This is a genomic window from Streptomyces sp. NBC_00158, assembly GCF_045160885.1.
Classification (GTDB): Bacteria; Actinomycetota; Actinomycetes; order Streptomycetales; family Streptomycetaceae; genus Streptomyces.
On record NZ_CP108161.1, the window covers coordinates 3,795,597 to 3,811,743 of the forward strand.

Here is a 16,147-nt window from a genome sequence, read left to right on the forward strand (position 1 = left end):
CCCCTGCCCCCCGTCTGCTCTCCTGGCCCCGTCCCCTGACTGCCCGGGCCCCCGAGCCGCCCGGGCCACCGGTGTTCCTCCCCGTATGCCCGTATGCCTCTATGCCCCTAGGCCTCGGTCAGGAGGCCGCCGCGCAGCCGGGTCAGGGTGCGGTTCAGCAGCCGTGAGACGTGCATCTGGGACAGGCCCAGCCGGGCCCCGATCTCGGACTGGGTCAGCTCCTGCCCGAACCGCAACGACAGCAGCTCCCGCTCCCGCTCGGGCAGCCCGGCGAGCATGGGCTTGAGGGACTCCAGGCACTCGATCCGGTCGTACGCGGGCTCCTCCTCGCCGAGCGAGGCCGGCTCGGCGGCCGGGTCGCGCTCGGCGTCCTCCTGCACGGGCGCGTCCAGGGAGCGCGCGGAGTAGGCGCTGGCCGCCTTGCGGCCCTCGCCGAACTCCTCCGGCGTGATGTCCAGCTCCCGTGCCATCTCGGCGTCGGTGGGCTCGCGGCCGAGGTCCTGCTCCAGGGCGTCATGGGCCTTGGCGCTGTCGATCCGCAGTTCCTGGAGCCGGCGGGGCACCTTCACGGCCCAGCTGGTGTCGCGGAAGAACCTCTTGATCTCCCCGCTGATCGTCGGCATCGCGAAAGTGGTGAACTCCACCCCGCGCTCCGGGTCGAACCGGTTGATGGCCTTGATCAGTCCGACCGTGCCGACCTGGACGATGTCCTCCATCGGCTCGCTGCGGCCGCGGAAGCGGCGGGCGGCGTACTTCACGAGGCTGAGGTTCAGCTCGACCAGGGTGTTGCGGACGTACGAGTAGTCGGCCGTCCCTTCGTCCAGTTCCGCCAGCCGGTGGAACAGGGTCGTGGACAGGGCCCTGGCCTCAAGGGTGGCCGCGGCCATGCGGTCGGTGTGGTCCGCACGCCCGGTGCTGTCGCCGTCGCCGTGCTCCATGAGGTGGGTGTGGTCGCGCTCGGTACGTGCCATCTCTCTGCGCTCCTCCGACGGGAGCCCCGGGTCGCGGGCCGAGGTCATGCGCGGGTGGGGCCGTCACCGTCCAGGTGGATATACCCGCCGATAGTGGTCGATACCCGCACTTTTTCCCGAGCCATGTTTCACGTGAAACCATCGTCGGCCCAAAAGCCCTGCTCACAGGGGTGGTCGCGGCCCGCCGTCGCCCTGCTCACCGCCCGGGCCCGGCACCGCCTACGCTGCGGTGCATGGAGTCCTACACGATCGGCCAGGCAGCCCGGCTGCTCGGCGTCAGCAGTGACACCGCCCGCCGATGGGCGGACGCCGAGCGCTTTCCGACCCGGCGGGAGGGCAACCGCAGGATCGTCGACGGGCCGGACCTGGCGGCGTTCTGCGTCGAGGTGGCCCAGGAGGCGGGGGAGGACGACGAGGCCCCCTACACCTCGGCCCGCAACGCCTTCCCCGGCATCGTCACGGGCATCCGGCTGGGCTCGGTCAGCGCGCAGGTGGAGATCCAGGCGGGTCCGCACCGGGTGGTCTCGCTGCTGACCCGTGAGGCGGTGGAGGAGCTGGGGCTGGAGGTCGGCATGCGCGCCACGGCCCGGGTGAAGTCCACCAGCGTCTTCGTCGACCGCACCTGAGGCCCGGTACCGCCCCGGTGCGGCAGCCTCGGTACGCCGGCCTCAGTACGGGAGCCCTCAGTACGGGAGTCCGACCAGCCCCCGGCGCCGTGCGGCGGCGCCCGTGACGGCCTCGCCCCACTCGCGCATCAGCGCGGTGGCCCCGTCGAAGGTGTCGGGCCAGCCCGACCAGCGGAAACCCGCCGCGGCGACGGGGCCGCGCAGTTCCCCCAGCCGGGGCGAGACCCCCTCCCAGGCGCGGGCGAGCGCCGCCACCTCCTCCGGCGCCCGGCCCAGCAGCAGCCGCGGCCGCCACGGTTCGGGGTCGTCCGGGAAGCCGCGCAGGGCCGGCGGGTCCTCTGCGCCGGGGTCCTCGGCGTAGTCCGGGCCGTCCCAGACCAGGCCGCCGAGGAAGGCGTCGAGGCCGTCCCGCAGACCCGGCTCGACGGAGTCCCTGACGCTCTGCCAGGTCTCGGCCAGCCAGAAGTGCCAGGCATAGGTGCCGGTCGTCCCGGAGAAGCGGTACTCGGCGCACCACGGGACCCCCATCGGCGAGGCCCAGCCGCCGGTGACCGCCCGGTCGGCCTCTTCACAGGCGTCGCAGCAGAAGTACGGGTGCACGGCGTCGGTCAGGGCGTCGAGGCGCTCCTCCGCCGGTATCCGCGCGAGGTGCTCCCAGTCGGCCGCGACCACGGTGATGTCCAGTCCCACTGCCGCAGGCTAACAACCGCCCTCCACGGCCCGGGGAGTCCGTACGAAGGCCCCCGCGCGGGCCGCCGCCACCGCCGCCGCGGCCGCCCGCCGGGCCGCGGCCTCGTCCAGCGGGGCGTCCGTGGTCAGCAGCCGGTAGTACAGCGGGGCGGAGACGGCGCGGACCACCTCCGCGGCGTCGGTGCCCTCGGGGAGTTCGCCCCGCTCGACGGCCTCCCGGACGCAGGGCGCCCACTCCGCGACCCGGACCTCGTAGAACCGGTGCAGCGCCTCGGCCGTCCGGGCGTCGCCCGTGGCCGCGGCGATGACGGCTTTGAACAGGGGTCCCTGGCGCGGGTCGGACAGGGTGCGCCGGACGAGCCCGGCGTTGGCCAGCAGGTCCTCCTCCAGCGAGCCGGTGTCGGTGCGCGGCAGCGACTGCTCGGCCATGTCCGTGAGCAGGTCGGCGACCAGGCCGGCCACGGTGCCCCAGCGCCGGTAGACGGTGGTCTTGCCGACGTCGGCCCGCCGGGCGATCTCGGCGAGGTCCAGCCCGTGGAAGCCCTGCTCGGCCAGCATGTCCCCGGCCGCCTCCAGCACGGCGGCCCGCACCCGGGCGGTCCGGCCCCCGGGGCGCACGGTCCCCGGCTCGCCCTCCGGGGTCTCACTCGGCGAAGTCATAACGGGTCTCCGGTTCCATTAGTGGTGATCGGCTGTTACGTTGGGATCACCTTAAAGGGTCTGCGGTTCCATTACCGCTCACAGGAGGAGTTCCGTCATGGAGTACAGGCAGCTCGGCGCATCCGGCCTCAAGGTCCCCGCCCTCGGCTTCGGAGCCGGCACCTTCGGCGGCCGGGGCCCCGTCTTCGGAGCCTGGGGCAGCACGGACGCCCAGGAGGCGCGCAGGATGGTGGACATCTGCCTGGACGCCGGCATCACCCTGTTCGACACCGCCGACGTCTACTCGGCGGGAGCCTCGGAGGAGGTCCTCGGACGGGCCGTCAAGGGCCGCCGGGACCAAGTGGTCATCTCCACCAAGGCGGGCCTGCCCACCGGTGACGGCCCCGGCGAGTACGGCACCTCCCGGTCGCGGCTGATCGGGGCGGTCGAGGACGCCCTGCGCCGGCTCGGCACCGACCACATCGACCTCTTCCAACTGCACGGCTTCGACGCCGCCACCCCCGTCGAGGAGGTGCTGTCCACGCTCGACCAGCTCGTCCGCTCCGGCAAGATCCGCTACACCGGCGTCTCCAACTTCGCGGGCTGGCAGCTGATGAAGTCCCTGTCCGCCGCCGACCGGCACGGATTCCCCCGCTACGCGGCCCACCAGGTGTACTACTCGCTCGTCGGCCGCGACTACGAGTGGGAGCTGATGCCCCTCGCCCACGACCAGGGCGTCGGCGCGGTGGTGTGGAGCCCCCTGGGATGGGGGCGGCTCACCGGCAGGCTGCGCCGCGGCCGCCCGCTGCCGGCCGGCAGCCGGCTCCACGAGACCGCCGACTACGGCCCGCCGGTGGCGGAGGAGCACCTCTACGACGTGGTCGACGCCCTCGACGAGGTCGCGCGGGAGACCGGCCGGACCGTTCCCCAGGTGGCCATCAACTGGCTGCTGCGCCGCCCGACCGTCTCCACCGTCCTCGTCGGCGCCCGCGACGAGGAGCAGCTGCGGCAGAACATCGGCGCCGTCGGCTGGGAGCTGACCCCCGGCCAGGTGGCCCGGCTGGACGCCGCGAGCCACCGGCCGGCGCCGTACCCGTACTTCCCGTACGAGCGGCAGGAGGGCTTCGCCCGCCTCAACCCGCCGCTGCTCCCGCGCGCGTGACCGCGCCCGCGTGCCCGGCCGGTCCCGATCGCGTGACCGCGCCCGTGCCCGTTGCCGCCCGGCGCCGTCAGATCCACTCCCGCTGCGCGGCCCGCAGGCCCGCCTCGAAGCGACTGCCCGCGCCGAGGCGCTTCATCAGCTCGGCCATCATCCGGCGCACCGTGCGCAGGGACAGGCCCAGTTGGCGTCCGGCGGCCTCGTCGGTGAGGCCGCAGCCCAGCAGTTTCAGCAGCTCCCGCTCCTGCCGCGTCAGACCGCGGTCGTCGCGGTCCCGGACCGCGCCCAGGGGCGTGGCCGACTCCCAGACCCGGTCGAAGAGTCCGGCGAGGCCGACGACCACGCCGGGTTCCGACAGCTCCACCGCGCCCTTGCGGGTGTTGTCCGGGTCGGCCGGGACGATCACGGTCTTCCGGTCGAACAGGAGCATCCGCAAGGGCAGCGTGGGGACGGTGCGCACCTCGCCGCCGAGGCCGGTGAGCCACTCGGCGTACTCGCGGGTCACGGCGTCGTTGCAGACGCTGTCGAGGTAGACCGTCCGCATCCTGACGCCCCGGTCGAGCGTGTCGCGGTCCAGGGCCCTGCTCGCCTCCAGGCTGGCCGGGGACTGGGCGCCGCCCGGGTTGAAGGTGAGGCACTCGGAGCGGGCCCCCGCGGACAGTTCCCGGATCCGGCCCTGCACCGACTCCACGCCCAGGAACCGGCGTGCCACGTGCCGGGTCTGACCGGTGTACAGGTCGGAGTAGGTGACGAGGGCCGCGGCCACGTCGGCCTCGCAGCGCGCGACGGCCTCCTGCCGCCGTTCCAGTTCGCGTTTGTGCTGGTTGAGGAGTTCGCGCAGGCCCAGGGCCGGGTCGCTGGGCCGGAGTTCGTCGTCCAGCGGGGAGCGGTGCAGGAGCCTCAGTTCGGTGAGCTTCGCCAGGGAGGCGCGTACGACGGCGGCCGGTACCTCCAGACGGGCGGCGAGTTCGACCTCGCCCCAGGTCCGGTCGGCCAGCACGAGCTGGTAGACCGTGGCCGTCCCGGCGTCGAGCCCCAGTAGTTCCAGCATGGGCGTTCCCCGTCCGGTCCCCCGCGCACTCTGCCTGCCCGAGCCGCGCCGAAGCGTCCAACTTATGAGACGCCGTGGTGCGATCGCCAGTTCGAGCGGGTCGGGGAGGGGTGGCACCGAGCTGCCACGCGGTTCTTCCTGCCCGCGGATCCGCTTCCGTCCGGTGCCGCGCGCGGGCGAGGCTGGACGTGGAGACGAGGAGACGAGGAGACCAGAACTGTGGAAAAGACCATCGCCGGCCCCGGCGTCCGGCCCGCCGCCCGCCCCGCCGTCCGCACCCGGCGGGAGCAGCTCCGCAACGGCGGCAGAGGGGCGCTGATCGGTACGGGGTTCGGGCTGATGTGGTTCGTGCTGGGCCGTCCGGCCGTCCACGGCTCGGCCGGCCGGGCCGTGCTGGTGGCGGGGCTGGTCCTGCTGGCGGCGAGTGCGGCCGCCGTCGTACGGCTCTTCGTGCTGGCGCGGCGCACGCCCGCAGCGGAGCCGGGACTTCCGATGGCCCCGGCCCCGGCAGGCGGGCCGAAGTTCCTCACGGTGGTACTCGTCCAGGCCGTCGCGCTCGGGGTGGGCAACGGCTTCGTGCGCAACTCCCTGCACCGGCCGGAGCTCATGCTGAGCTGGTCGGCGCTGGTGGTCGGGGCGCACTTCTTCCCGATGGCCCGGAGCCTGAGCGCGCCGGTGCTGCGGGTGGTCGGCGCGGCGATGATCGCCACCGTCGGCCTGGCGGCCCTGGCCACGCTGCTGCCGGGGGCGACCGCGAACGTCTGGCAGGCGGTGCCGGGCCTCGGCTGCGCGGCGGTGCTGTGGACGGCGGGCGCGGCGACGGGCCTGCGGGCGGGCCGCCGCAACACCCCGGCCTGATCAGGCCGGTGGGCGGACCGGGCCCCGGCTCGGCGCGGCCGGGGTCCGGCCCGGAGGCGGCCGTCGTCCGGCCTGGCGCGGCCGGGGTCCGGCCCGGGTGGCCGGCGTACGGCCCGAAGGCGGCCGGGAGGTCCGGCCCGGCTGTCGGCGTACGGCCCGGGGCCGGTCGCGGGCTCAGGTCGCGGTGGTCAGGGAGTCCGGCCAGGCGGTGAGGCGGGTGCCCTAGCGGGTCATGACCTCGGGCTACAGGGGCCCGGCCCCGGGCGGCGGCGGGGTGAAGATCCGGTCCAGGTGGTGGCGCAGTACCGCAACGGCCGAGTCGGGTCCCCGCTGGCCGACGAGGATGCTGGTGCCCAGGGTGCCCGCCATGGCCAGCAGGCCGATGGCCTCCGTGCGCGCGTCGATGTCCGGGCCGGTCAGGCCCGCCTCGCGGGCCTGCGCGAGCAGTCCGGCCAGGGCGTCCTCGGCGGCGTCGGGGTTGTCGATGAACGGCTGCGCGGCCAGTGCCCCGTCCGTCACGGACAGGATCGCGTACGAGCTGTAGAGCAGGTGGAAGGTGCGGCTCTCCTCGTCGGTGGGCAGGGAGGCCAGCAGCAGGGCCTCGGCCGTCGCGCGCGGCCCGGGGGCGGGTCCGGCGGCGGCGAGGCGGGCGCCGACGCGCGCGGTGAAGCGGTCGGTGAGGTGCTGGAGCCCGTAGAGGAGCAGCTTCTCCTTGGTCTCGAAGTAGTACTGCACGAGCCGGAGCGAGACCCCGGCCTCGGCGGCGACGTCGCGCATGCCGACGGCGTGCAGTCCGCGCCGTCCGGCCACCCGGACCAGCGCCTCGGCGATCTGGCCGCGCCGTTCCTCGTGGTCAACCCGTTTCGGCATGTCCTCGTGTCTCCGTCCGTCACCCTGGCCCCCACTTGATGGTACCGCTGTACCAACAACATGGTACGTTCGTATCACGAAGAACGGATCTTCCCAGGAGGTGCCGCCGTGCCCGAGACCGCCGTGACCCAGAGCACGCCCCGCGTACGCCGTGACGTCGGCCGCTACGTCAACGACACCCTGCGCGACCGCTACTTCGCCGCCGCCGACGTCCTGTTCGCGATGGGCGCCCCGGTCCGCTCCGAGACGGACGTGGAGACGAGCTTCGGCACCACCCACGTCTACCGCTACGGCCCCACGGACCCCGCCGCCGAGTCCCGGACCCCGATCGTCCTGATCCACGGCGCCGGCTACGGCTCGGCCATGTGGTACCCCAACACCCCGGGCCTGAGCCTCGACCGCCCCGTCTACGCCCTCGACACCCCCGGCGACGCCAACCGCAGCGTCCACCGCGAGCCCATGTGGCAGCCCGAGCGCGCCGCGCAGTGGATGGACGAGGCCCTCGACGCGCTCGGCCTCGACCGGGTCCACCTCGTCGGCTCCTCCTACGGCGGCTGGCTCGTGCTCAACCAGGCCCACCTGCGGCCCGGACGGCTCGCCTCCGTCACCGCCCTCGACCCCGGCGGCCTGGAGAAGGTCGGCCTGCGCTTCTTCGGCTGGGTCTTCGTGAGCCTGTTCGCCACTTTCGCCCCCAAGGCGCTGCGCCCCCGGCTCGCGAAGTGGCTGGACCAGCCGGTCCTCGCCGTCCCCGAGATGCGCGCGTGGATCCAGCTCGGCGCCCGCGCCTACCGGATCCGCCGCCCCGCCCCCCTGCCGCTGACCGAGGACGAGCTGCGGACCGTCCGGACCCCGCTCTACGTGATCATGGGCAAGCACAGCCTGCTCGTGCACCCCAAACGGCAGCTGGAACGCGTACCGCGCCTCGTCCCAGGAGCCCGCGCCGAGATCATCTCCGCGACCGGCCACGGCCCGCAGATCGACCACCCCGACGTGGTCAACGCCCGGATGCTCTCCTTCATGGAGGACGTCGACTCCCTCACCGCGCGGCGCGGCTGAACGCCCTGCGGTACGAGCGCGGCGGCACCCCGCGCCGCCGTACGAACTGCTCGCGCAGCACCGCCGCGCTCCCGAAGCCGACCAGCCGGGCGATCTCCTCGACCGGCAGGTCGGTGGTCTCCAGCAGCTCCTCGGCACGGCTGATCCGCAGCCCCAGCAGCCAGGCGTGCGGGGTGGTCCCGGTCGAGGCCGCGAAGCGCCGGGCGAACGAGCGCCGGCTCATCAGCGCCCGCCGGGCCAGCTCCGCCACCGGCAGCGGCTCGTGCAGGTGCTCCCGGGCCCACGCCAGCACCTCGGCCAGCTTCTCGTCCCGGCAGTCCTCCGGCACCGGCGTCGCCAGGTACTGGGCCTGCCCGCCGTCCCGGTGGGAGGGCAGCACCAGGTCCCGGGCGATGGCGTTGGCCGTGGCGGCCCCGTACTCCCGGCGCAGCAGGTGCAGGCACAGGTCGAAGCCGGCGGCGGCGCCCGCGCCCGTCACCACCGACCCCTCGTCCACGTACAGGGAGTCCGGCTCCACGCCGACCCCCGGATGGCGCTCGGCCAGCAGACCGGCGAACCGCCAGTGGGTGGTGGCCCGGCGCCCGTCCAGCAGCCCGGCCGCCGCGAGCGCGAACGCCCCCACGCAGTGCGCCGCCACCAGCGCGCCCCGCCCGTGCGCGGCGGCCAGCGCCTCCAGTACGGCGGCGGGCGGCGGCGTACGGAAGCCCGCCCAGGGCAGGGCGATCACGAGGTCGGCGGAGGCCAGCCGGTCCAGGCCGTGCTCCACCATCAGCGGCAGCCCCACATCGCTGCGCACCGCCCCGGGCCGGTCCGTGCAGAGGGCGAAGTCGAAGCGGGGCAGGCCCTGCCCCCGGTCGTCGAACACCTCGGAGACGATCCCCGCCCCCAGCATCCCGACACCGGGAGGGGCGTACGCGGCGACGGACACGAAGGGCGGCATGCGCGCAGTCTGGCACGCGCACGGCCGCACCCGTGGCACGATTCCCGCGATCAGTGGCAGTACGGCCACTCGTGAAGGGGCCCGCCACCCCGAAGACTTGGGGGCATGACGAACACACCGCTCGGCGCCACCGCCCGCTTCCGCATCCTGACCACCGGCTACACCCTCTCCACCGGCCCCGGCGTGGCCGCCACCGTCTCCTACGTGGGCGACGGCGACCGCCACGTGATCGTCGACCCCGGCATGGTCGCGGGCCGCGACCGGATCCTCGGCCCCCTCGCGGAACTGGGCCTCGGCCCCGACGACATCACCGACGTGGTGCTCAGCCACCACCACCCCGACAACACCATGAACGTCGGCCTCTTCGGCCACGCCCGCGTCCACGACCACAAGGCGATCTACGAGAACGACCAGTGGACCGACCGCGACGCCGAGGGCCACGAGCTGAGCCCCTCGCTCCGGCTGATCCGCACCCCCGGCCACAGCCGCGAGGACATCACACTGCTGGCCGGCACGGACGAGGGCGTCGTCGCCTTCGTGGGCGACCTGTGGTGGCGCCCCAACGGCCCGGTCGACGACCCGGTCGCCCCGGACCAGGCCGTCCTGCGGGCCTCCCGGGAGCGGGTGCTCGCCGCCGCGGACGTCATCGTCCCCGGCCACGGCCCCGCCTTCCCGGCGGACGACACCGCGCCCCTCTAGGCCGTCTCCTCACTCCTCCGGATCAGGCCGCGCTCAGGCGGCGGCAGCCGTCGCGGCGGCCCGGCGCGCCGTCACGTAGGCGTACGGGGACGCGCCGTAGGCGAGCCGGAACTCGCGGCTGAGCTGCCCGGCCGGCATGCCCGCCGCCCGCGCGAGGGCCAGGACGTCCAGCGGCCGCGCGAGCTCCCGGTCGATCCGGTCGCGCACCCGGCGCAGCCGCACCAGCGTCCTCAGGTGCTGCGCCTCGGTGAGCGCGCGGGCCCACCCGGGGCGGCACATCAGCGCAGTTCCTGGATCCGGACCAGGTTCCCCGCGGGGTCGCGGAAGGCGCAGTCGCGCACGCCGTACGGCTGGTCGGTCGGCTCCTGGACCACCTCGGCGTCGGTGGCCTGCACCTTCTCGAAGACGCCGTCCAGGTCCGGGGTGGCCAGCAGGATCCAGCCGTAGGTGCCCTTGGCCATCATCTCCGTGATGGTGCGGCGCTCGTCCTCGGTGATGCCGGGGTCGACGGCCGGCGGCGCCAGCAGGATCGACGTACCGGGCTGGCCGACGGGGCCTACGGTGATCCAGCGCATCTTGCCCTGGCCGACGTCGCTGCGCACCTCGAAGCCGAGGACGTCGCGGTAGAACGCCACCGAGGCGTCCGGGTCGTCGTGCGGGAGGGCCGTGGTGTGAATGGTGATGTCCATGCACGCCACGTTAGTTGCGGGCATCCGGGGGCGCTTCTCGAATCCTGACCGGTTCGGCCCGCGCCGCCCGGGACACCGCTCAGGGGGTCTCCTCCAGCTGGTCGGTCAGCCGCTTGAGGGCCTTGGCGCCCAGCGGGTCCACCAGGGGGGTCAGGGCGCGGTCCAGCAGCCGGACGCCCGGGATCCGCAGGGCGCCGAAGAAGGCGAAGCGGGTGTCGTCGCCCTCGGCCACGGCGGCCATCCCGCCCAGCACGAACCGGCTCTGGAGCAGGCACCAGCCGGGCCGCAGCACGATGTCGAAGCGGGCCCGCAGGCCCAGCGGGCTGCGCGCCCGCGCCTCCAGGCGGTCGCCGCGGGACGAGGTGACGGTGAAGGCGCTGATGTCCGTGATCAGCCGGGGAAGCTGTTCCTCCAGGTCGGAGGCCAGCTCCCAGACCCGGTCGAAGGGCGCCGGGACCAGGTGCTCCGCGTAGGAGGCGGCCGGGGTGCTGCGGGCGACGACCCGCAGCCTGCGGACCGGGTCGAGTTCGGCGACGGGCCAGTCCTCGTTCAACGTCCCCACGCCTTCCTGAAGTTGCGGCGGGCCCGGAAGAGCCGGGTCCGCACGGTGGGCTCGGGTACGCCGAGCAGTGCGCTGACGGAGTGCTCGTCCATGCCCTCCAGGTCGCGCAGGACCAGGACGGCGCGGTGGGCCGGGGTGAGCCGCTCCAGCACGTCCCGGACGTCGGCGGCGAGCTGGGGATCACCGGCGGCGGGGACGTCGTCGAGCGGGTCCGGTACGGCGCGGGCCGCCGACCGGGCCAGCCGGACGGCCTCCCGTACGGCGATCACCCGCACCCACCCGAACAGGGCGGCGGGCTCGCGCAGTTGCCCCAGCCTGCGGAAGACCGTGATCAGCGCCTCCTGGGCGGCGTCCGGGCCGTCCTGGAGGGCGATGGGCCCGCACAGCCGGCCCACGTAGGGGGTCAGCAGGTCGAGCAGGTCCTGGACCGCCATCCGGTCGCCGCGCTGGGCGGCGCGCACGAGCTCCGCCACGTCCGCGTCGGGCCGCGTGTCCGCGGTGCCGGTTCTGCTCACGGGGTCCCCATCGCTTCCTCTGCTTCCTCCTCGACGAGGTCTCGGCAGGAAAGAGCGCGGCGACCGCCGGAACATTCCCCGTGACCCGCGTCACATCGCGGGACCGGGTCGGGGAGGACCGCGGCCGCTCCCGGGGGTGACGACTCGGGAGCCCCGTCGTTGGCTTTCTTAAAAGATCATTTCGGAGGCCGGAAGTGAACGGACAGCGAACGAGGACGAGCGGGCGGCATCTGGTCCTGGACGACGCCGAGGACGTACGGACCGCGGCGGGCGCGCTCGCGGAAGGCTGCGCGGTGGCCCACGGGTTCGGGAACTTCTACGCCGTCACCGCGCGCGCCGACCGGGCCGCCGTCGACCGGGTCAACCGGATGAAGGGACGCCCCGACGGGCAGGTCGGCAGCGTCACCACGGTCCCCGAGCGGGTCCCGTCGCTCTTCGACTGGAACCTGCTCCCCGCGGAGCTGCCGCGCCGGCAGCTCCGCCAGCTCGTCGAAGAGCTCTTCCTGCTCGGCCCGTTCGGGTTCCGGGGACCGGCGGCCGCGCACGTGCCGCACCATCTGACGGCCGTCCAGGACGGGGTCACGACCGTGCAGCTCATCGGACCGGGCTACCGCTGCCCGTCCAACGGGTTCCTCGCGGAGGCGCTGGACCGCACCGGGGACGCACTGCTCTCCATCACCTCGGTGAACCGCTCCCGCCACCTGACCGGCGCTGAGCACGAACCGGCCCACTGGCGCGCCGAGGGCGTGATCGCCGACTTCGGCCACGAGGCGGACGTCAGGATCCTCGTGCACGACGACGAGCCCGCGGCCCGCCGGCGCCACCCGCACCACGCCCCGATGTCGACCACCGTGCTGTCGTTCCACCGCGCACCCGGCCGCGGCCGCTCGGGCCTTCCCGTCCTCACCCTCGAAAGGCACGGCTCCCTCTCGGCGGACCACACCCGGGCGATCGCGGCCAACCACGGCTTCGCCGTCGTCCCGTCGCCCCGCGCGGCCCGCCGCCTGCACCCGCGTACGTACGCGGACTGACCGGCGGGGTCAGGCCGGCAGCGCGGGGTAGTCGGTGTACCCGTCCGCCCCGCCCACGTACATCAGCCCCGCCTCCCGCAGCGGGTTCAGGGCGGCTCCGGCGCGCAGCCGCTCCACCAGGTCGGGGTTGGCGAGGAAGGCGCGGCCGAGGGAGACCAGGTCGGCCCCGGCGGCGAGCAGCCGCTCGGCCTCGTGCCGGCCGCCGTCGGCGGGCAGCGGGCCCGGCCACGGCAGCGCCGGGTTGGCGATCAGCGTGCCCGTCCACTGCTTGCGGACGCGCTGGAAGAGGGGCTGGTCCGGGTCGGCGAAGACCACGTGCAGATAGGCCAGGCCGATGCCGTCGAGGGCGTCGACGAGCGCCGGGTACACCTCGTCGGCGTCGTCCTCGTGCATGCCGTTGGCCGTGACGCCGGGGGCGACGCGCAGGCCCACCCGCTCCGCTCCGACCTCGGCGGCGACGGCCCCGACCACCTCGCGCACGAACCGGGTGCGGCCCTCCACCGAGCCGCCGTAGCCGTCGGTGCGGTGGTTGGTCCCGGAGGCCAGGAACTGGTGGAGCAGGTAGCCGTTGCCGCCGTGCACCTCCACCCCGGCGAACCCGGCGTCGATCGCGCGGCGCGCGGCCGCGGCGAAGTCGGCGACGGTGGTGCGGATGTCCTCGGCGGTCATCTCGCGGGGCACCACGGCCGGCCGGTGCCCGCCCGGGGTGAAGATCGTGTCGGGCAGCGGGACCGGCGAGGGCGCGACGGGAGACAGGCCGCCGCTGTTGTCGGGGTGGCCGATCCGGCCGCCGTGCTGGATCTGGAGGAACATGCGCCCGCCGGCGGCGCCCACCGCCTCCGTGACCCGCCGCCAGCCGGCCACGTGGGCGTCGTTGTGGATCGCGGAGATGTTCGGGTACGTCTGGCCCACCGCGTTCGGCGTCGAGGCCTCGGCGATGATCAGCCCCGCCGAGGCGCGCTGCGCGTAGTAGGTGGCCATCAGCGGTGTCGGAACGCCGTCGGCGGCGGCGCGGTTACGGGTCATCGGTGCCATCACCAGGCGGTTGGGCAGCTGTAGGGCACCGAGTCGAGCGGGGTCGAAGACGCTGGTCATGGGCCCACTTTCGAACGGACGCGGGGGTCGAACAAGACCGATCTGATCTACGATCGGTGACCGGGACTCACCGATGGGGGCCGGGCGGTGGAACGACACGAGATCGAGGCATTCCTCACGCTGGCCGAGGAGTTGCACTTCAGGCGCACCTCCGAGCGGCTCGGTCTGGCCCAGGGGCGGGTCAGCCAGACCATCAAGAAACTGGAGCGCCGCATCGGCGTCGCCCTGTTCGAACGGACCAGCCGGCGCGTCGCCCTGACCCCGGTGGGACGGCAGCTGCGCGACGACCTGCTGCCGGTGCGGGAGCAGCTGCGGCGGGCCGTGGACCGGGCCACGGCCGCGGGCCGGGGTTTCACGGGCGTGCTGTGCGTCGGGTACTCCAGCCCGATGGTCGCCGAGACGCTCCTGAGGGCCGGGGACGCCTTCCGCTCCCGGTACCCCGACTGCGAGGTCGAGATCCACGAGGTGCAGCTCTCCGACCCGTTCGGCCCGATGCGCGGCGGCCGGGTACACCTCCAGGTCAGCGAACTCCCGGTGGAGGAACCCGATTTCACCGTGGGGCCGCTGCTGCGCCGGGAGCCGCGCGTACTGATGGTCCCGGCCGCGCACCCCTTCGCGCGGCGCGCGTCCGTGTCCGTGGAGGACCTCGCGCAGGCGCGGCTCCTCGCCGTATCAGGGGACGACGTCCCGCAGCACTGGCTCGACCACCACTACCCCCGGCGGACCCCGGCCGGGCGGCCCGTCCCGCACGCGCCCGCCGTCACGTACTGGACGGAGCTGCTGAGCCTGATCGGCCGGGGCAAGGGGGTCTCGCCCGCCAGCGAGACGGCGGAGCGCTACTACGCGCGGCCCGACGTGGCGTGGATCCCGTTCAGCGACGCCCCGACGGTCGACTACGGCTTCTTCTGGCCGACGGCCGGAGCGAGCGCCCGCGTACGCGCGTTCGTCGACACGGCCTGCGAGCTCGCGGGCCCCGACCTGCGCTGACGCCTTCGGGGTGCGGCTCCGGCGTGCGCCTCGGGACGAACGCGCGGATGCTGGGGGTGCCGGCTGCGCGCTCTGGCGCGCCGGCGTCCGCTAGGAGGAACCCATGTCGATGCTCGACAAGCTCAAGGGCATGCTGAAGGGCCACGAGGACCAGGTGAGGCAGGGTGTGGAGAAGGCGGGCGACGCCTTCGACGCGAAGACCGGCAACAAGTATCAGAGCCAGGTCGACATGGCCCAGCAGAAGATCAACGAGCAGCTGGGGACGGACGCGCCGCCGGAGAACCCGAACCCGCCCCGTCCCTGACGCTCCCCAGCAGTCCGCGGAGCAGGTCCAGCAGGACGTCCGGCCGCTCCAGGTGGAGGTCGTGTCCCGTCCCGGGGACGCTCAGTGCGACCGTCTCCGGCCGCAGCCGGAGCATCTCGCCGATCTCTTCGGGCGTGATGAAGCCGGACTGTCCGAACACGGCCAGGGTCGGGCAGGACACGCCAGACCACTCGTCCCAGTAGGCCCGCCGGGCGTTCTCCGCCAGTGACGCGACCATCACGTCGCGCTCGAAGCGCGGCCACCAGCCGCCGTCGCGTTCCTCCAGGCCGGCCGCCCAGCCCTCGCCGACCGGGCCGCCGCCCAGGAACTCGACGGCGGCCCGCCGCGTGGGGAACGGCGCGGGCCAGGAGTCCAGCCAGCCGCCGATCTCCGCCTGCACCCCGGGGGCGGGCCTGCCCGGCCCGGCCTCCACGAGGACGAGCGCGCGGAAGGCCCCGGGGTGCGCGGCGGCGGCGAGCAGGGCGGTGTGGCCGCCCAGCGACTGGCCCACCAGAACGGGGCGGCGCAGGCCGAGCTGCTCGCACACGGCGACGGCGTCGGCGACGTACGCGGCCCGGGACACGTCCGCGGGCCGCCGCTCGGAGCAGCCGTGGCCGCGCTGGTCCACGGCCACGACCCGGTGGCGGGGGCTCAACTCACGTGCGACGGCGTCCCATTCCCCCGCGTGCCCGGCCAGCCCGTGCAGCAGGACGACGGGTGTCCCGTCCCCGTCCGCGTTCCCGTCCCCATCCCCTTCCCAGTCCCGGCAGGAGATCCGCACGCCCTCCCGGACGACGACGCGCTCCACCCAGCTCACGCGCCCTCCGCCGGCCGGTCCGGCGAGTCCAGCCAGCGGCCGTCGCGCATCAGGTCGCGCCCGCGCAGCTCGTTCGCCTCCCGCCAGGCCTGGACGCGGTCCGGCCGGACGAGGAAGTACTGGTAGGCGTCGAGGTCCCGCGGGTCGAACCCGGTCTTGGCCCCGAAGGTGTCCCCGGTCCCCGGGGGGAGGTCGGCGAGGTCCACGGGCTCGGCGGTGCCGTCGACCATGACGACGTCACGGGTCGGCCCGAGGCTGAGCCGCACCCGGCCGTCGGCCAGGAGGTTGCGGCCCGTCACCGAGGCGCGCGGGGTCGACACGAGGAACGCCGCCCCGTCCCACAGGAACGACAGCGGGACGAGGTGCGCGCCGCCCGGCGCGCCCGAGGACGCGAGCCACAGGTCGACGTCGTTCTCGAACCGCTCGCGCGTGTCCCGGAGCCTCTCGTCGAGTTCACGCGGCGGCGCGGTCGTCATGGTTTCCTCCGTCAAGTCGACACGTGTCAGGCGGTGTTCAGCGTACGACCCCGCCGGTCCCACCGGTCCTGCCGGTCCCGCCGGTCCTGCCGGTCCTGCCGGTCCCGCCGGT

The 16,147-nt window shown here is 74.3% G+C and carries 21 protein-coding genes; 8 read left to right on the top strand and 13 right to left on the bottom strand.

Annotated elements, in window-relative coordinates:
• Nucleotides 1-107: 107 nt before the first annotated feature.
• Nucleotides 108-971, bottom strand: a complete 864-nt coding sequence (locus OG553_RS17465) for a SigB/SigF/SigG family RNA polymerase sigma factor (RefSeq protein WP_405979861.1) — start codon at nt 969-971, stop codon at nt 108-110.
• 233 nt (nt 972-1,204) lie between these two features.
• Between OG553_RS17465 and OG553_RS17470 the strand changes: the two genes are divergently transcribed.
• Complete coding sequence (locus tag OG553_RS17470; RefSeq protein WP_405979862.1) at nt 1,205-1,597, top strand: molybdopterin-binding protein; 393 nt, start codon at nt 1,205-1,207, stop codon at nt 1,595-1,597.
• Nucleotides 1,598-1,654: 57 nt separating this feature from the next.
• On the opposite strand, the gene OG553_RS17475 is transcribed toward OG553_RS17470, so the two are convergent.
• The gene (locus tag OG553_RS17475; RefSeq protein WP_405979863.1) at nt 1,655-2,287 is read right to left on the bottom strand and encodes a hypothetical protein; all 633 of its coding nucleotides are present in this window, start codon (nt 2,285-2,287) and stop codon (nt 1,655-1,657) included.
• Between the two features lie 9 nt (nt 2,288-2,296).
• On the bottom strand, nt 2,297-2,947 hold the full coding sequence (locus OG553_RS17480) for a TetR/AcrR family transcriptional regulator (protein ID WP_405979864.1): 651 nt from the start codon (nt 2,945-2,947) through the stop codon (nt 2,297-2,299).
• A gap of 97 nt (nt 2,948-3,044) precedes the next feature.
• Between OG553_RS17480 and OG553_RS17485 the strand changes: the two genes are divergently transcribed.
• Entirely contained in the window at nt 3,045-4,088 is a 1,044-nt protein-coding gene (locus tag OG553_RS17485) for an aldo/keto reductase (RefSeq protein WP_405979865.1), read from the top strand.
• 67 nt (nt 4,089-4,155) lie between these two features.
• On the opposite strand, the gene OG553_RS17490 is transcribed toward OG553_RS17485, so the two are convergent.
• On the bottom strand, nt 4,156-5,136 hold the full coding sequence (locus OG553_RS17490) for a LuxR C-terminal-related transcriptional regulator (RefSeq protein ID WP_405979866.1): 981 nt from the start codon (nt 5,134-5,136) through the stop codon (nt 4,156-4,158).
• A 219-nt stretch (nt 5,137-5,355) separates the two neighbouring features.
• Between OG553_RS17490 and OG553_RS17495 the strand changes: the two genes are divergently transcribed.
• Entirely contained in the window at nt 5,356-5,994 is a 639-nt protein-coding gene (locus OG553_RS17495) for a hypothetical protein (RefSeq protein ID WP_405979867.1), read from the top strand.
• Between the two features lie 243 nt (nt 5,995-6,237).
• Here the strand turns inward: OG553_RS17495 and OG553_RS17500 are convergent, their stop codons facing one another.
• On the bottom strand, nt 6,238-6,864 hold the full coding sequence (locus OG553_RS17500; protein WP_405979868.1) for a TetR/AcrR family transcriptional regulator: 627 nt from the start codon (nt 6,862-6,864) through the stop codon (nt 6,238-6,240).
• Between the two features lie 108 nt (nt 6,865-6,972).
• Between OG553_RS17500 and OG553_RS17505 the strand changes: the two genes are divergently transcribed.
• Complete coding sequence (locus OG553_RS17505) at nt 6,973-7,920, top strand: alpha/beta fold hydrolase (protein ID WP_405979869.1); 948 nt, start codon at nt 6,973-6,975, stop codon at nt 7,918-7,920.
• Here OG553_RS17505 and OG553_RS17510 read toward each other — a convergent pair.
• Nucleotides 7,901-8,860 (bottom strand): GlxA family transcriptional regulator, encoded by a 960-nt coding sequence (locus OG553_RS17510; RefSeq protein ID WP_405979870.1) that lies wholly within the window; start codon nt 8,858-8,860, stop codon nt 7,901-7,903. The genes OG553_RS17505 and OG553_RS17510 overlap by 20 nt on opposite strands.
• A 105-nt stretch (nt 8,861-8,965) precedes the next feature.
• Here OG553_RS17510 and OG553_RS17515 point away from each other — a divergent pair, with 105 nt between their 5' ends.
• Nucleotides 8,966-9,559: an MBL fold metallo-hydrolase gene (locus OG553_RS17515; protein WP_405979871.1), complete on the top strand. Its 594-nt coding sequence runs from the start codon at nt 8,966-8,968 to the stop codon at nt 9,557-9,559.
• A 33-nt stretch (nt 9,560-9,592) separates the two neighbouring features.
• Here OG553_RS17515 and OG553_RS17520 read toward each other — a convergent pair whose 3' ends face one another.
• From OG553_RS17520 to OG553_RS17535, 4 genes are all read right to left on the bottom strand, one after another.
• Nucleotides 9,593-9,838 carry a hypothetical protein gene (locus tag OG553_RS17520; protein ID WP_405979872.1) on the bottom strand — a complete coding sequence of 82 codons (246 nt, stop codon included), beginning with the start codon at nt 9,836-9,838 and terminating at the stop codon, nt 9,593-9,595.
• Nucleotides 9,838-10,248, bottom strand: coding sequence for a VOC family protein (locus OG553_RS17525; protein WP_405979873.1), 411 nt, complete (start codon nt 10,246-10,248; stop codon nt 9,838-9,840). Before OG553_RS17525 ends, OG553_RS17520 begins: the two co-directional genes overlap by 1 nt.
• A gap of 79 nt (nt 10,249-10,327) precedes the next feature.
• Nucleotides 10,328-10,810 (bottom strand): hypothetical protein, encoded by a 483-nt coding sequence (locus tag OG553_RS17530; protein WP_405979874.1) that lies wholly within the window; start codon nt 10,808-10,810, stop codon nt 10,328-10,330.
• Nucleotides 10,798-11,325 (bottom strand): RNA polymerase sigma factor, encoded by a 528-nt coding sequence (locus tag OG553_RS17535; protein ID WP_405979875.1) that lies wholly within the window; start codon nt 11,323-11,325, stop codon nt 10,798-10,800. The genes OG553_RS17530 and OG553_RS17535 overlap by 13 nt, the downstream gene beginning before the upstream one ends.
• 194 nt (nt 11,326-11,519) lie before the next feature.
• On the opposite strand from OG553_RS17535, the gene OG553_RS17540 reads away from it, so the two are divergent.
• A complete protein-coding gene (locus OG553_RS17540; protein WP_405979876.1) occupies nt 11,520-12,356 on the top strand; it encodes an L-threonylcarbamoyladenylate synthase in 837 nt (278 codons plus the stop codon).
• Between the two features lie 9 nt (nt 12,357-12,365).
• Here OG553_RS17540 and OG553_RS17545 read toward each other — a convergent pair whose 3' ends face one another.
• Nucleotides 12,366-13,451 (bottom strand): alkene reductase, encoded by a 1,086-nt coding sequence (locus tag OG553_RS17545; RefSeq protein ID WP_405979877.1) that lies wholly within the window; start codon nt 13,449-13,451, stop codon nt 12,366-12,368.
• An 87-nt stretch (nt 13,452-13,538) separates the two neighbouring features.
• On the opposite strand from OG553_RS17545, the gene OG553_RS17550 reads away from it, so the two are divergent.
• On the top strand, nt 13,539-14,438 hold the full coding sequence (locus tag OG553_RS17550) for a LysR family transcriptional regulator (RefSeq protein ID WP_405979878.1): 900 nt from the start codon (nt 13,539-13,541) through the stop codon (nt 14,436-14,438).
• Nucleotides 14,439-14,541: 103 nt separating this feature from the next.
• Nucleotides 14,542-14,742 (top strand): antitoxin, encoded by a 201-nt coding sequence (locus tag OG553_RS17555; RefSeq protein ID WP_405979879.1) that lies wholly within the window; start codon nt 14,542-14,544, stop codon nt 14,740-14,742.
• Here OG553_RS17555 and OG553_RS17560 read toward each other — a convergent pair.
• Together OG553_RS17560 and OG553_RS17565 are read right to left on the bottom strand one after the other, a co-directional pair.
• Complete coding sequence (locus OG553_RS17560) at nt 14,684-15,559, bottom strand: alpha/beta fold hydrolase (RefSeq protein WP_405979880.1); 876 nt, start codon at nt 15,557-15,559, stop codon at nt 14,684-14,686. The two genes, OG553_RS17555 and OG553_RS17560, sit on opposite strands and share 59 nt — an antisense overlap.
• Complete coding sequence (locus tag OG553_RS17565; protein ID WP_405979881.1) at nt 15,556-16,035, bottom strand: pyridoxamine 5'-phosphate oxidase family protein; 480 nt, start codon at nt 16,033-16,035, stop codon at nt 15,556-15,558. Before OG553_RS17565 ends, OG553_RS17560 begins: the two co-directional genes overlap by 4 nt.
• Between the last annotated feature and the right edge of the window lie 112 nt (nt 16,036-16,147).